The sequence below is a fragment of the Thermacetogenium phaeum DSM 12270 genome, assembly GCF_000305935.1.
In the GTDB taxonomy this organism is placed as follows: Bacteria; Bacillota; DSM-12270; order Thermacetogeniales; family Thermacetogeniaceae; genus Thermacetogenium; species Thermacetogenium phaeum.
In genome coordinates this window covers 2,246,825-2,258,891 of record NC_018870.1, presented here as the reverse complement: position 1 = coordinate 2,258,891, position 12,067 = coordinate 2,246,825, and the positions used below count along the sequence as shown (strand labels likewise).

Below are 12,067 nucleotides of genomic sequence, written 5' to 3'. Positions count from 1 at the left end.
GGCTGCCGCTCGGGTGCCTCCTCCTGCTTGTCCCGCTCTCCGGTCCGACGACTGCCGCCGACCCGGCTTGCCTCCGGCGAGTCAGCTGTTCCCCGCTTCTGAGTGCACTGCTGCGGCGTTAAACCCTCAATCGGCGGGAGAACCGTTTTAGGGCGTTTCGTAAGGGATGATCTTGTTCTCCCAGGTGCGGAGGAGAATCTGGTTCCCCTTTCTGCCGAGCAGGTAATTGGGGGCGATAGGTGTTTTTCCGTTGCCGTACGGGGCATTGATGATGTAAGTTGGTACCGCCAGACCTGACGTGTAGCCCCGCAGGTGTTCCATAATCTCCAGTCCTTCTTTCACCGAGGTAATGAAGTGGCTGGTGCCCTTGACGTTCTTGGCATGGAAGATGTAGTAGGGCCGCACCCGGATTTTCAGGAGTTCCTGGTTGAGCTTTTTCATCACGTGGGGATCGTTGTTAACCCCCCGCAGGAGCACGGCCTGATTTCCTAATACCACCCCCGCTTTGACGAGCATGTCGCAGGCTCTCTTGGCCTCCGGTGTCACCTCCAGCGGGTGGTTGAACTGAGTGTTGATGTAGATGGGAGGATACTTCTCCAGGATCCGACAGAGCTCTGGTGTGATCCTCTGCGGAAGCGTCACTGGGGTGCGCGTTCCTAACCGCTTGATCTCGACGTGAGGAATGCTGTGCAGCTCCCTGAGTAGCCAGTCCAGAGTGCGGTTGCTGAGCAGAAGGGCGTCACCGCCGGTGACCAGGACGTCCCGTATCTCTTCGTTGTCGCGCACGTACTGCAGCGCCGCCTCCAGGGTGGCTCTCGTTTGATGACGGTCTTTATTTCCGATGTTGCGCCTCCGCTGGCAGTGGCGGCAAAACATGGCGCACCTGTTGGTGACGTTGATGATCATGCGGTCCGGGTAGCGCCTGGTTACGCCCGGTGCGGGTGAGGTCCACTGCTCGGCCATTGGGTCTTCGCTGCCGTTTTTATCGGTGACTTCCTGAATGCTTGGTATGGACTGCTTCCAGAGCGCTCCATGAGGCTCGTCGGCCATCACCAGGGCTAAGTAGTAAGGTGACAGCGCCCACCGAAACTGCTTGCTGACCTCGGCGATTTCCTCCCTTTCTTCCTTGCTCAGTTCGACGTAGCGGCTTAAGGTCTCTACGTCGGATACCCTGTGGCGCAGCTGCCAGCGCCAGTCGTTCCAGTCATCTTCTCCTGCCTGCAGAGAATCCAAAATGCGCCGGCGCTCCCTTTCGTATTCGTCGATTCTGTCGAATCCGGTAGGTATTTTTCCCTTAACATCCAGATAATCTCTGATTTTCTCCCTCAGCTCAGCAGCTCTTTTTATGGCGAACTGCCTGCGCTCTTCACCGGTAGAGTTGGTGTTCAAGACTTCCGGCTGTTCGAAAGAAATATTCTCGAACCTGATTGCCATGCGTCCACCTTCCTTTCTTTGGTTCTTGTTTTTGACTCCGGTTATGCCTTTCTAACCGAACGGTATCCTTCTTTTGAAACTTTTGAAAATTTAATGTGGTTCTCTCACGACCACGAAAAAGCTCCACTGCGGCAGGGACGTTTGAGGCTTTTCCGGAGTCGATTCACAACTGCCATTCCGCTGAACGGTTCTGTTTCGATTAGCTTTGTGAAATCACGTCAAATTACGCACGGAGGCATCCGGCAAGGAAGGGCGATTTGCAAATATATACCATAGTAGCAAAAAACTGCCCGGAAAGCGCAAGGTGGGCAGTGATTCACGCAAAACCAAACCTGAACTGGCCTTCCTTCCTACGCTTACGAGGTTAGCTGACGGGTTCGGGTCGCAAGGTAACCCTACCCGGCAACTCTGTTAATGCTGCCCATTCGGCGGCACCGCCCGCAGGTGTGCCTCACAGCCTTGCCGAACGTTTCGAGCGCCGGGATTCACCCCAAAAATTGGTTTCCCCGCTTCTCCGAAGAGAATTCAGCGTTACCGGTTTTTTTATTAAATATTATACTATCTGATATAACATGTGTCAATGACAGTTATCTGATATCTGGCCTCTGCTGCCGCCTCCCGCCAGGCAGATGCTTCTTCGCCCTCAGGAGGAAGACCTCCCTTACCAGAACAGAAGCGCATTCGTTTTTGATCATCACCCCTCCTGCCGGCCGCTTTTCTTAAAATGATTAAGCGTCAAAGAGAAATCAGGTCAACCCCTTAGTGTTTGGTAATCGGACGGCCGCTGCCCGTGATTAGTTCAACAGCATCCCGTTAAGACATTGCGCCGTCATCTGCCCGGGTTGCTGCAAGAAGCCCCTTCTTAAATGTTCTTAAAACTGGCACGATAATCCAGCAAGTGTCATACATTATCATTAATAAAAATATCTGCATGTAAAGGGGGATTATGCATGAGCTACCAGCATATGGCGAGAAAAGCCCTGGAATATGACCTGGAGGAAATACGTCTTCTGTCAATGGCCGTCGTTTCCGCTCCGCCTGCGGTCGCTCAACAGCTGTTGGGCGTCATAATGGAAGAGGTGAAGACGGCTCACTTTTGGAATACGCTCCTGGCTTGCTGCTGTGATAGAATGCCGTATTATCCTGATCCTGGATACCAGCCGCCCGGCGATTGCTATCCTTACCAGGAGGGTTCCGATCAAACGAAGGAGGAGGGGTCAAAATGACGGGGGTTTGGCAGGATTATGTGAGGCGCGTTCTCAGGCTCGACGAAGAGGAAGTCGAACTCTGGAGGAGGATAGCCGGGATGGTGCCGGCCGACTGTGGGGCCGTTCTCCAGATGATGATCCAAAGTGAGAGGGAAGAGATGGAGGCCCTGCGGTCACTGCTCAGGGAGGAGGGCGTCTGTGACCCCGATGAGAGGCTGCGGCCTCCGGTCTGCCCGCCTTATCCCGGTTATGATCCCGGGTACAGACCGGGGTACAGGCCCGACTACAAGCACGACCCTGTGCTCGATCCGATACCGTACACTGAGAAGGATAAAGAAGGAAAGTAAATCTAAAGTAAAATTTTAGATGAGGCCGGCAGCGTTTGTGTGCTGCCGGTTGTTTGTTCTTTCCCGGACCTTGCGGCGGGAATGCCGTAGGGGAACTTCCGCCTGAGGTGGGGGCTTTTATAATTCTTTCCTTCGTTGGCTGCGGAAAAAATAGGCTAAAGTTTCCGCCGGTCTTTTTCGATTAATTAAATAAAGATAGAAAATTGGTTCGGAAAGAGGGGAACCGGATGGCAGGAATCAACCGGGTAAGCGGTCTGGCATCGGGATTGGATGTCGACCAAATCGTCTCCGATCTGATGAAGGCGCAGAGGATGCGCCTGGATAAGGTAATTCAGGACAGGCAGATCTGGCAGTGGAAGCAGGAGGACTACCGGTCGCTCAACGCCAGCCTCTTGAGCCTGCGGAACGTGGTCTCTAACCTCAGGCTGCAGAGCAGCTTCTTGGCTAAGAAGGCGACATCAAGCGATGAGGGCATCGTGACGGCTGCGGCGGGAGGTAATGCTGTTTCTACCAGCTATCTGGTAAAAGTTGAGAGTTTGGCTACTATAGCCACTAATGCCAGCGCTGCCGCGATAACCAAAGAGGGGTTTGTTATTGATCCCGATGCTCCTCTGGCTTCACAGGAGAGTAAGTTCGCGAACAGTTTTGGCTGGGATACAGACCACACATTTTCATTCACCATTAACGGACAGACATTTACCTTTGACGGTGATACCGACTCTTTGAATAAAGTGATCGCAACGGTTAATGCCAATAAGGCAGCAGGTGTCAGCATGTTTTACGATGCTACTACGGATAGGATCGCCATTTCCACCATCAAGACGGGGGATAACCAGGAGGGGGCAGAGATACAGGTAGAAGACGTAACAGGTTCTTTTATGACTGGCGTATTGCAGATTGAGGAGGCCAACGAAAAAGGTGGCACCGATGCCAGTTTCGAGATCAACGGCCTTGCAATAACCAGCCACACCAACAGCTATACGGTAAACGGGGTAACCTTTAACTTCTGGGGCGCCGATCCGGGCAGGACCGTAACCGTTTCGGTGGCCCACGATGTCGACGCTGTGGTGGATACCGTCAAGAGCTTTGTGGACAAGTAAGCTATTTGCGCTGTAAACATTTTTTAACTTCGGTGTAAACAGCAAACACCAACACTGCGGTTTTTTGAGCAAAAATGCAGCACTTTCAAACCGATATTAAACATTATTTCCACGAAAAGGGCATACTTACCCCTTGGTGCATCATCCATTTGTTTTTTTGTTTTTCTAGAGTGCCGGCGTCAGGCCGCCTTCACCAGGCTCCTCATATTCATTCCTTGTTTTTCCTGTATCCGGCCCACCGCCATGGCCAGCATTATGGTTAGCGCTAACGCACAGCGCAGCTTCATTTTTTGCAGGCCCCGGATGAAGTGTTTTTCAAATCCAAAGGCCTCGTCCAGGCGGGCGTTCACTCTTTCCACGGCTGTACGCTTCTTGTAGGTTCTCTTCCACTTGTAGCTGGACCGCGCCAAGGGGGTGAAGATCCGCCGGTCTTCAGCAAGAGGAACGCGTACACCGCAAGCTGCGGGGCATCGCTCCATCCCCTGACATTCCACCCCGTAGTGCCGGGCCGGACAGCGATACTTCAGAGTTTCCCTGCCCTTTTCAAAACCCCCAAAGGCCATCTCCCGGCGCTTGTTGGTTTCGGGACAGTAGCAATAGACCGTTCCCCTGCAGTCGTAAACGATATTGTCTTTCCCTGTTAAAAGCCGTGTGTCTTCACCGTCCCGCCACATGTCGCGGATGTCAATCACCGGCTTGATCTGGTGTTCGTCCCACAGGTTCACGATTAGTTTCGTGTCGTCGTACCCTTTATCCGCTGTTAGCACTTCACAACGTTCTATAATCTCCGGCTGTTGTTCTTCTAGTCGCGCAATCAGTTGATGCCCCTCTTGGATATCGCTGGCAGATGCTTTCGTTACTGAAAAGCTTACGGGTAATTCATAGACAGCATCAACTATAAGATGAAGCTTATAGCCAAACCATGAAACTACTTTCTCCCACAGTGTTCCGTCTTTTCTTCGCCCCCGGTACGTTTTCTTGCCAAAGTCGGCATCGGTGTCGCGGCGCCCATCGGGCTTTCGGGGCTTTTCTTCTTCGTCCTTTTTTCTGCCCCGGGCCAGACTATTTATGGGTTTGCTGTCCATTGCCAAAACCCGCCCGAAATCCGGTAGCAGTGTGCTCACTTTTTCCACCAGCCGGTCAAACATTCTTTCTATTTCGCCGGAGTACCACATAAGTTTCCCCAGAAAGCGGCTGTATACGTAAGCCGGTGGAACTGCCCGCTCTCCCAAACACGGGTCGAAGCCACAAATGTCCCGCAGTTGGGCGTTGCGGGCCAGTTCCCGCCGCAGGCTCTCAATGGATGGATGTTGGAAGACTACCCCCGCCACTACCGAGTTCCAGACCGCACGAATCGGGTAATCATTTCGGCCTTTTGCCCGTTCCCGCTCCAGTTTGCGCATCAGCTCTTCATCAGGCAGATGACGGAGTACCAATGCCAGGCGCTCCAGATCGCCCAGTTCATCTATTTCTCGCCACCCAAAGAGGCGTTGTTGTGGTATAATAGCCATAAGGGAAACCTCCTTTGGTTTTTTGGGTGTTTAAAAAAGAATTCGCTATAAAGAGAGGTTTCCCTTTTTATTTCCCGTTGTTTCTCTCCATTCCTTCGTTTTTCTTCTGTGGGGTCAATTTTGCCAAAAGACCGTTTGCCCATACCCACAACCAGCATAAAACCTGGATCGCACCGGGGTAAATTTTTTTCGCCATTGCCCTCAAACGTCCTATTCATCTTTACTTCCGGTCATCGCAATTGGCTCGGACAAGTACAACGAGGTGCTGGAAGCCATCAATAAGAAGCTCTATGAGGAGCGTTACCCCGACTACCGGCCTCTGACCGAGGAGCAGATAGAAGAGGGGAAGTTGACGGACAGGCAGATCGATGCCTGGCAGGATAAAGCCCGAAGCGGTCTTCTTAAGGGGGATCCGCTTTTAAGCGGTATCGTTGCGGATATGCGCTCCGTCCTGTCGGGCATTGTCGAAGGGGTGACCGGTCAGGTTACGGTCAGCAGCGGCGGCCGGATTTATACCACGATTGCCGACCGGCTCAGCGTGATCGGGATCACTACCGGCGCTTGGACTGAGAAGGGCAAGCTTTACCTGGATGAAAGCAGGCTGCGGGAGGCCCTGCAGTCCAATCCGGACGCCGTTATGGAGCTTTTTACCAGGACGAGGGATGCCGACGGCAAGGAGATCACCGATGACGAGCAGAAGGGGCTGGCAGTTCGGCTCTACGATGCCATCAACGGCGCCATCTCCCGGCTTACAGGACAGGCGGGCACCGCTGAGAGCCTCTACGACAACAGCTACATCAGCCGCAGGATCAGAGACATCAACGAGAATATAGCGGTCATGGAAGAGCGCCTGCAGAAGCTGGAGGACCGCTATTACCGGCAGTTTACGGCCTTGGAGCAGGCCATTGCCGCTATGAACGTGCAGAGCATGTGGCTTACTCAGCAGTTCTTCGTGAGCGGACAGTAACTTTTTTCGAGAGAGGCGGAAGGTATGGGTTCGATCTTTGGTTTTGCGAGAACTACGTGGGGGGATCGGGATGCGTGTGGAAGGGCTTAAGAGCGCGGCCGCCGGTGAGGAACAGACCGGGATCCGGCATTCCGTCGGGGATGCAGCAAAAAGTCTTCAACCTCCTCTTCACCATCAGGAGCGGGGGGAATTGCCGGAAGGGGCAGCTGCTTCGGCGAAGCCGGACATCACCAGGACGCCGCTGGCCGAGCTGCTTAAAGAAAGTGAGTACGACCTGAGTTTCTATCTGAGCTTTTGTGTTCATAAGGAGACGCAGCGGCTTGTGGTGAAGGTGATCGATCCCGACACCAACAAGGTGATTCGCGAAATCCCGCCGGAGGAACTCCTGGATCTGGCGGTAAGGCTACAGGAGATGATCGGCCTGCTGTTTGACAAGCGCATCTAAGAGGTGTGTGCTTAAGGAGGGAAGCAACAGTAAAGGGGTGGTACGATGTACGCGGAAGGCTACAACAATTACGACCAGTACCGGCAGATAGCCGTTCAGACCGCCGGGCCGGGTAAGCTCCTGCTGATGCTCTACGACGGCCTGACGGTTTTCCTCAAACAGGCGGTCCAGGCGGTTAAGGACGGCGAATTTGGGGAAGCGCACCGCTGCCTGATCAGAGCGCAGGACATAATAACCGAGCTGATGTGCACCCTGGACATGAAGTATGAGGTTGCTAAGAATCTCTTTCGCATTTATGATTACTTGAAGGGGCGGCTGGTGGAGGCCAACGTCAAAAAGGACTCTTCGATTATCGAGGAAGTTCTCGGTCTGGTCGCCGAACTGAAGGAAACCTGGGAGCAGATAATCGAACCGTCGAAGGTGAGCGCCTCCCGTTAAGGTTTCAGGACGGAAAAGAGGGAGTTTAAAAGGAAATGGGTGCAAGCGGTGGGGAGGCTGCCGTCTGGCAGGAGGCAAGAAGGCTGGCGGAGCTGTTGGAAGAGATAACGCGGCGGCTGGCAGAGAAGGCCGCCGGAGGGCAGGTGGAGGAACTGCCTGCTCTCCTTGGGAGGCGGCAGCAGATCTGCGAGCGGCTGGACCGGCTGCGCTCCGAATGGGGTATCCCTTCCTGGACGGAAGGGGTGCAGGCACTGCCCGCCGCTGCTGATGCTTCCCGGGAGATCGGGGAGATCTTCCGGCGCGTCGCCGGCGAGGATGATCGCATCCGCCGGATTCTGGAGGAAAGAAGGGCTGCCGTCAGGGAAGAGCTGGACAGGGTGCGGCGGCTCCGGCGGGCGCAGCGGGCCTACGCGGCCGAAGGACCCCTGCCCTTCGGTGCTTTCATCGATAACAGGCGCTAGAGAAGCCGCTTCCTCTGCGGGGGGATGTTCGCTTTGCGTTTGTCGATCGACCAGGTATGGGGACGGTTGGGGATCGAGCAGTCCCGGCCTTTCCTGCGGCTGGACGTAAAAAAACCCTCATTAAGGCTCGAGATCGAACATCCGGTTCTGAAGGTCAAACCGGGCCGTGTGGAGCTGAAGATAGACTCCCGGGAGTGCCGGGCGGACCTTCAGATGTACGAACCGGAGGAATTCGCCCGGGTATACGCTGCCAGGGCGAAGAGGCGTGTGCTTGAGCACATCGCCGATACCGCTTCCCAGGGGGATCGCCTTGCCGCAATTGAGAGCGGCGAAAGGGATGCCATTGCCGCCATCGCCTGGGAAAACAGCTTCGATCCGGAGCTGAGTGTAGAACTCGTCCCGGCCCATCTGCCGAAGATCGAGTTTCGGGTGATAAGCGGGGAGAGGGAGTTTGAGGAGGGGCGCGTTCTGGTACAGCTGGAAAAGGGGGAAGTCCGGGGGAGACTGGAGGCCGGCGTTGTGCGGGGGTACCTGCGCCGGGCACCCGAACTGCACATCCGGGCCGTCGGTTCCCTCCTCGACACTTTTGCTTGACGGGTGGACCGAACGTCGCAGGACCGGCTGCTGGCCGTGTCCCCGGGAAGCAGGGAAAGGGTTGCCTGCAGGAAGAAGAAAGCCGGAGCTGATGCTTTATCAGCCCGGCTTTAATGCTTCTTTTTTTCGTCTGATTACATCACCCGCGTCAGGAAGGAGCGCGTTCTGGGATTGCGCGGCTCTGTGAAGATCTGCTCCGGGGTTCCTTCCTCGACGATCACCCCTTCGTCCATGAAGATGACCCGATCGCCGATCTCCCGGGCGAACTTCATCTCGTGGGTCACCACCACCATTGTCATTCCCTCCCGGGCCAGGGCGCCCATCACCTCCAGAACCTCCCCCACCATCTCCGGATCGAGGGCGGAGGTCGGCTCGTCGAAGAGCATCACCTTGGGCTGCATGGCCAGGGCGCGGGCGATGGCCACCCTCTGCTGCTGCCCCCCGGAAAGCTGTGCCGGATAGTTTCGGGCCTTATCGCTCAAGCCCACTTTTTCCAGGAGGGAGAGGGCGAGCTCTTCGGCCTTGGCCTGCTCCATTTTCTTGACGATCACCAGGGCCATGGTGATGTTCTCCAGGACGTTCTTGTGGGGAAAGAGGTTGAAGCTCTGGAAGACCATGCCGATGTCCTTCCGAATCCGCGGGAGGTCGGCTTGGGGGTCGGTGATGACCTCCCCGGCAAATTCAATGGTTCCCTTCGTCGGCACCTCCAGCATGTTGAGACAGCGGAGGAGGGTGCTCTTCCCCGAACCGCTCGGCCCGATGATGACCAGCTTTTCCCCCTCCTTCACGTCCAGATCGATGCCGCGCAGGACGTGGAGCTTTCCGAAGCTCTTTTCTAAGTTTCTAACTCTGATGATGGCCACGGACACCGAGCCTCCTTTCTGTGAAGTCCACCAGCCGGGAGATGCTTAAGGTCATGATCAGGTAGAGGAAGGCCACGGCAAACCAGATCTCAAAGGGCCTGAAGGTGTTGCCGATGATCAGCTGCCCCTGGCGGGTGAGCTCGGCGTACCCAATGCAGACCAAGAGGGAGGTGTCTTTGAGCATGGCGATGAATTCGTTCCCCAAAGGGGGCACCACCCTCCGGAAGGCCTGGGGAAGGATCACGTAGCGCATGGCCTGCTTCGGCGTCATCCCCAGGGAAAGGGCGGCCTCCCGCTGTCCCTTTTCAATGGACTGGATCCCCGCCCGGAAGATCTCCGAAACGTAGGCCCCGCTGTTGATGCCGCAGGCCACCACGGCGGCGATGAAGGGGGGGATGTGGGAAGTGGACGAAAAGGGGCCGAGGGCAAAAGAGACTTCCAGGAACTCTTTGAATTCCTGGATTACCTGCGGCAGCCCGAAGTAGACGATAAATAACTGAACGAGTAAAGGGGTGCCGCGCACGAAGTCGACGTAACAGGTGGCCAGGGCACGCAAGAACCGGCTGTTGGAAAGACGCCCCATCCCTCCGAAGAGGCCGAGAACGCAGCCTATTGCCACGGCGATTATCGTTACTTTGAGTGTTTGCAGAACTCCTGTGAGCAGGAATGGCAGAGACCGGATGATTAAGTCCAAGCTTTAAGGCACCTCGCTTGTACCGAATTGGCCGGTTTTAAATTTTTTTGTGATCACCAAAAAAAGATCTGCGTAGCCGCCAACAGACTACGCAGACTCAATTCCCTGCGCTTGGCTATGCTTCCGGTTCGCCGGGCAGGAACTCCGGCGGCTCGACTCCGATCCACTTTTTGTACAACCTGGCGTACTCTCCGTTTTCTTTCAGCTTCATCAGGCCGCTGTTTATTTTTTCTAACAGCTCCGTGTTCCCCTTCCGGACGGCGATGCCGTAGTACTCACTTTCCAGAATCCCGCCGACCATCTTGTAGTCCTTCGGGCTTTTGTTGACGTAGTAGAGGTTGACCGGGTAGTCGTTGACGAGGGCGTCGGCTCCGCCGTTCTTCACTTCCATCAGGGCATCGGTGACCTGGTCGAAGTCTATGACCGTGGCGCCTTCAATCGTTCTTGCGAAATCCGCTCCTGTGGTGCCGATCTGCACGGCGATCCTTTTGCCCTTCAAATCCTCGACGCCGTTGATCCTGGTTTCATTCGCCCTGACGACGATGCCCAAACCCGCTTGATAGTAAGGTATGGAAAAGTCCACTTCTTTTAAGCGGTCTTCTTTGATCGTTATACCGGAGCACCCGATGTCGATGTTCCCGGTTTTCACTGCAGCCACAATCCCCTGGAAGCCCATCTCTTTCAGCTCGACGTCAAAGCCCTCCACCTCGCCGATGGCCTTGATCAGTTCGATGTCGAAGCCGGTGAATTCCCCCGTTTTTTCATCCCGGAACTCGAAGGGGGCGAATGTCGCCTCAAAAGCCACTGTGTATTTGGGTTTGGCGTTTTCGTCCTCTGCGCCGTTTGTGCCGCCTGTGGGCGTGCCCTTTTCCTTTTGTGAGCAGCCCACCGCAAACAAACCGACAAGTCCGATCAACAACAGGATAAGCAAGCCTTTTAACGTTTTCTGCACAATACTTCTCCTCCCAAGTTGATTTTTTGTTAAAATAATGATATCGCCGGTTGCGCCAAGTATATTTATTCGCTGGTTATTATAAAATTCCTTTCATAAAAATAAATGATATTTTTTACAGGGTGAAGTTTGATGGGGCTGAAGAAGCAGTATCTGGCAGACCTGGCTCTGCTGGGAGTTGCCTTTGTCTGGGGCACGACCTTTCAGCTGGTCAAGGACGCCCTGGCCGACATCGACGCCTATCCCTTTTTGGCCGTCCGCTTTTTAATCGCCTTTTTGTTCCTGCTTCCCCTCTGGAGAGGGGGGTGGCGCTGCCATCCCGCCGCCTTCAGGGCGGGATGCTATCTTTTCGGCGGATACGCCTTCCAAACGATCGGGCTGATCTGGACGACGCCCGGCAAAGCCGCCTTCATCACCGGGCTGAGCGTCATCCTGGTCCCTTTTTTGGCCGCCGTCCGGGAGAGAAAGCTCCCGGCCTGGGGGGCGTGCTGTGGGGCCCTGCTGGCCGCATCCGGCCTGGGGTTCCTGACCCTGGAGGGGGCGTTTCTGCCGGGAAAAGGGGACCTGCTGGTTTTCTGCTGCGCCGTTTTCTTCGCCCTCCAGATCCTGGCGGTGAAGGAGGCCGCGAAAACCATGAGGGCTTCAAACCTTACCCTGATCCAGCTGGGGATGGTGTCCCTGCTCAGCTTCGGGATCTGGGCCGTGGACGGCGGCGGCGTCCGGTGGTCTCCGGCAGTCTTGTGGGCGCTGGGGGTCACCTCGATTCCTGCCACTGCTGCGGCCTTCCTGGCCCAGAGCTGGGCGCAGCGCTTCACCAGCCCGGACAGGGTTGCCGTGATCCTGGCGATGGAGCCAGTTTTTGCGGGGATCTTCAGCTACTTTTTCGGCAGCGAGGCCTTCGGACCCCAGAAGATCCTGGGGTGTGCCTTGATCCTGGCAGGAATCATCGTCAGCGAACTGGCCGGCAACGCCACGGAGGAAAAGGCGTCTGCCGCCGGGAAGGCGGCGGAAGGTAAGGGGCTTTCCGGCGGGTAGGGCGGTCTGAGCTTAAAA

At 55.6% G+C, this 12,067-nt stretch carries 14 protein-coding genes and 1 riboswitch; of the genes, 9 read left to right on the top strand and 5 right to left on the bottom strand.

What is annotated here, in order from left to right:
- Positions 1-147 precede the first annotated feature (147 nt).
- Positions 148-1,434 (bottom strand): glutamate 2,3-aminomutase, encoded by a 1,287-nt coding sequence (gene eam, locus TPH_RS11040; protein WP_015051285.1) that lies wholly within the window; start codon positions 1,432-1,434, stop codon positions 148-150.
- 338 nt (positions 1,435-1,772) lie between these two features.
- Positions 1,773-1,975: riboswitch (cyclic di-AMP (ydaO/yuaA leader) on the bottom strand.
- Positions 1,976-2,384: 409 nt separating this feature from the next.
- On the opposite strand from eam, the gene TPH_RS11035 reads away from it, so the two are divergent.
- From TPH_RS11035 to fliD (TPH_RS11025), 3 genes are all read left to right on the top strand, one after another.
- The gene (locus TPH_RS11035; RefSeq protein WP_015051283.1) at positions 2,385-2,660 is read left to right on the top strand and encodes a hypothetical protein; all 276 of its coding nucleotides are present in this window, start codon (positions 2,385-2,387) and stop codon (positions 2,658-2,660) included.
- Positions 2,657-2,989, top strand: coding sequence for a hypothetical protein (locus TPH_RS11030; protein WP_015051282.1), 333 nt, complete (start codon positions 2,657-2,659; stop codon positions 2,987-2,989). Before TPH_RS11035 ends, TPH_RS11030 begins: the two co-directional genes overlap by 4 nt.
- A 227-nt stretch (positions 2,990-3,216) precedes the next feature.
- A complete protein-coding gene (gene fliD / locus TPH_RS11025) occupies positions 3,217-4,089 on the top strand; it encodes a flagellar filament capping protein FliD (RefSeq protein WP_015051281.1) in 873 nt (290 codons plus the stop codon).
- Between the two features lie 179 nt (positions 4,090-4,268).
- Here the strand turns inward: fliD (TPH_RS11025) and TPH_RS11020 are convergent, their stop codons facing one another.
- Positions 4,269-5,600: a transposase gene (locus tag TPH_RS11020; protein ID WP_015051076.1), complete on the bottom strand. Its 1,332-nt coding sequence runs from the start codon at positions 5,598-5,600 to the stop codon at positions 4,269-4,271.
- Between the two features lie 163 nt (positions 5,601-5,763).
- Between TPH_RS11020 and fliD (TPH_RS11015) the strand changes: the two genes are divergently transcribed.
- The 5 genes from fliD (TPH_RS11015) (at position 5,764) to TPH_RS10995 (ending at position 8,505) form a co-directional block, all read left to right on the top strand.
- Complete coding sequence (gene fliD / locus TPH_RS11015) at positions 5,764-6,567, top strand: flagellar filament capping protein FliD (protein ID WP_081578668.1); 804 nt, start codon at positions 5,764-5,766, stop codon at positions 6,565-6,567.
- 70 nt (positions 6,568-6,637) lie between these two features.
- Positions 6,638-7,012, top strand: a complete 375-nt coding sequence (locus TPH_RS11010; protein WP_015051279.1) for a flagellar protein FlaG — start codon at positions 6,638-6,640, stop codon at positions 7,010-7,012.
- A gap of 45 nt (positions 7,013-7,057) precedes the next feature.
- The gene (fliS, locus tag TPH_RS11005; protein ID WP_015051278.1) at positions 7,058-7,450 is read left to right on the top strand and encodes a flagellar export chaperone FliS; all 393 of its coding nucleotides are present in this window, start codon (positions 7,058-7,060) and stop codon (positions 7,448-7,450) included.
- A gap of 35 nt (positions 7,451-7,485) precedes the next feature.
- Positions 7,486-7,911 (top strand): flagellar protein FliT, encoded by a 426-nt coding sequence (gene fliT / locus TPH_RS11000; protein ID WP_015051277.1) that lies wholly within the window; start codon positions 7,486-7,488, stop codon positions 7,909-7,911.
- A gap of 24 nt (positions 7,912-7,935) precedes the next feature.
- Entirely contained in the window at positions 7,936-8,505 is a 570-nt protein-coding gene (locus TPH_RS10995; RefSeq protein WP_148275905.1) for a DUF6470 family protein, read from the top strand.
- Positions 8,506-8,639: 134 nt separating this feature from the next.
- Here TPH_RS10995 and TPH_RS10990 read toward each other — a convergent pair whose 3' ends face one another.
- The 3 genes from TPH_RS10990 to TPH_RS10980 form a co-directional block, all read right to left on the bottom strand.
- Complete coding sequence (locus TPH_RS10990; protein ID WP_028990842.1) at positions 8,640-9,362, bottom strand: amino acid ABC transporter ATP-binding protein; 723 nt, start codon at positions 9,360-9,362, stop codon at positions 8,640-8,642.
- Positions 9,349-10,062, bottom strand: coding sequence for an amino acid ABC transporter permease (locus TPH_RS10985; protein WP_015051274.1), 714 nt, complete (start codon positions 10,060-10,062; stop codon positions 9,349-9,351). The genes TPH_RS10990 and TPH_RS10985 overlap by 14 nt, the downstream gene beginning before the upstream one ends.
- Positions 10,063-10,177: 115 nt before the next feature.
- Complete coding sequence (locus TPH_RS10980) at positions 10,178-11,014, bottom strand: basic amino acid ABC transporter substrate-binding protein (protein ID WP_015051273.1); 837 nt, start codon at positions 11,012-11,014, stop codon at positions 10,178-10,180.
- Between the two features lie 132 nt (positions 11,015-11,146).
- Between TPH_RS10980 and TPH_RS10975 the strand changes: the two genes are divergently transcribed.
- On the top strand, positions 11,147-12,049 hold the full coding sequence (locus tag TPH_RS10975) for a DMT family transporter (RefSeq protein ID WP_015051272.1): 903 nt from the start codon (positions 11,147-11,149) through the stop codon (positions 12,047-12,049).
- Positions 12,050-12,067: the final 18 nt, after the last annotated feature.

Coding starts and splice junctions, on each gene's coding strand:
- eam (WP_015051285.1), bottom strand. CDS start 1,434: ATGGCAATCAGGTTCGAGAATATTTCTTTCGAACAGCCGGAAGTCTTG.
- TPH_RS11035 (WP_015051283.1), top strand. CDS start 2,385: ATGAGCTACCAGCATATGGCGAGAAAAGCCCTGGAATATGACCTGGAG.
- TPH_RS11030 (WP_015051282.1), top strand. CDS start 2,657: ATGACGGGGGTTTGGCAGGATTATGTGAGGCGCGTTCTCAGGCTCGAC.
- fliD (WP_015051281.1), top strand. CDS start 3,217: ATGGCAGGAATCAACCGGGTAAGCGGTCTGGCATCGGGATTGGATGTC.
- TPH_RS11020 (WP_015051076.1), bottom strand. CDS start 5,600: ATGGCTATTATACCACAACAACGCCTCTTTGGGTGGCGAGAAATAGAT.
- TPH_RS11010 (WP_015051279.1), top strand. CDS start 6,638: ATGCGTGTGGAAGGGCTTAAGAGCGCGGCCGCCGGTGAGGAACAGACC.
- fliS (WP_015051278.1), top strand. CDS start 7,058: ATGTACGCGGAAGGCTACAACAATTACGACCAGTACCGGCAGATAGCC.
- fliT (WP_015051277.1), top strand. CDS start 7,486: ATGGGTGCAAGCGGTGGGGAGGCTGCCGTCTGGCAGGAGGCAAGAAGG.
- TPH_RS10995 (WP_148275905.1), top strand. CDS start 7,936: ATGTTCGCTTTGCGTTTGTCGATCGACCAGGTATGGGGACGGTTGGGG.
- TPH_RS10975 (WP_015051272.1), top strand. CDS start 11,147: ATGGGGCTGAAGAAGCAGTATCTGGCAGACCTGGCTCTGCTGGGAGTT.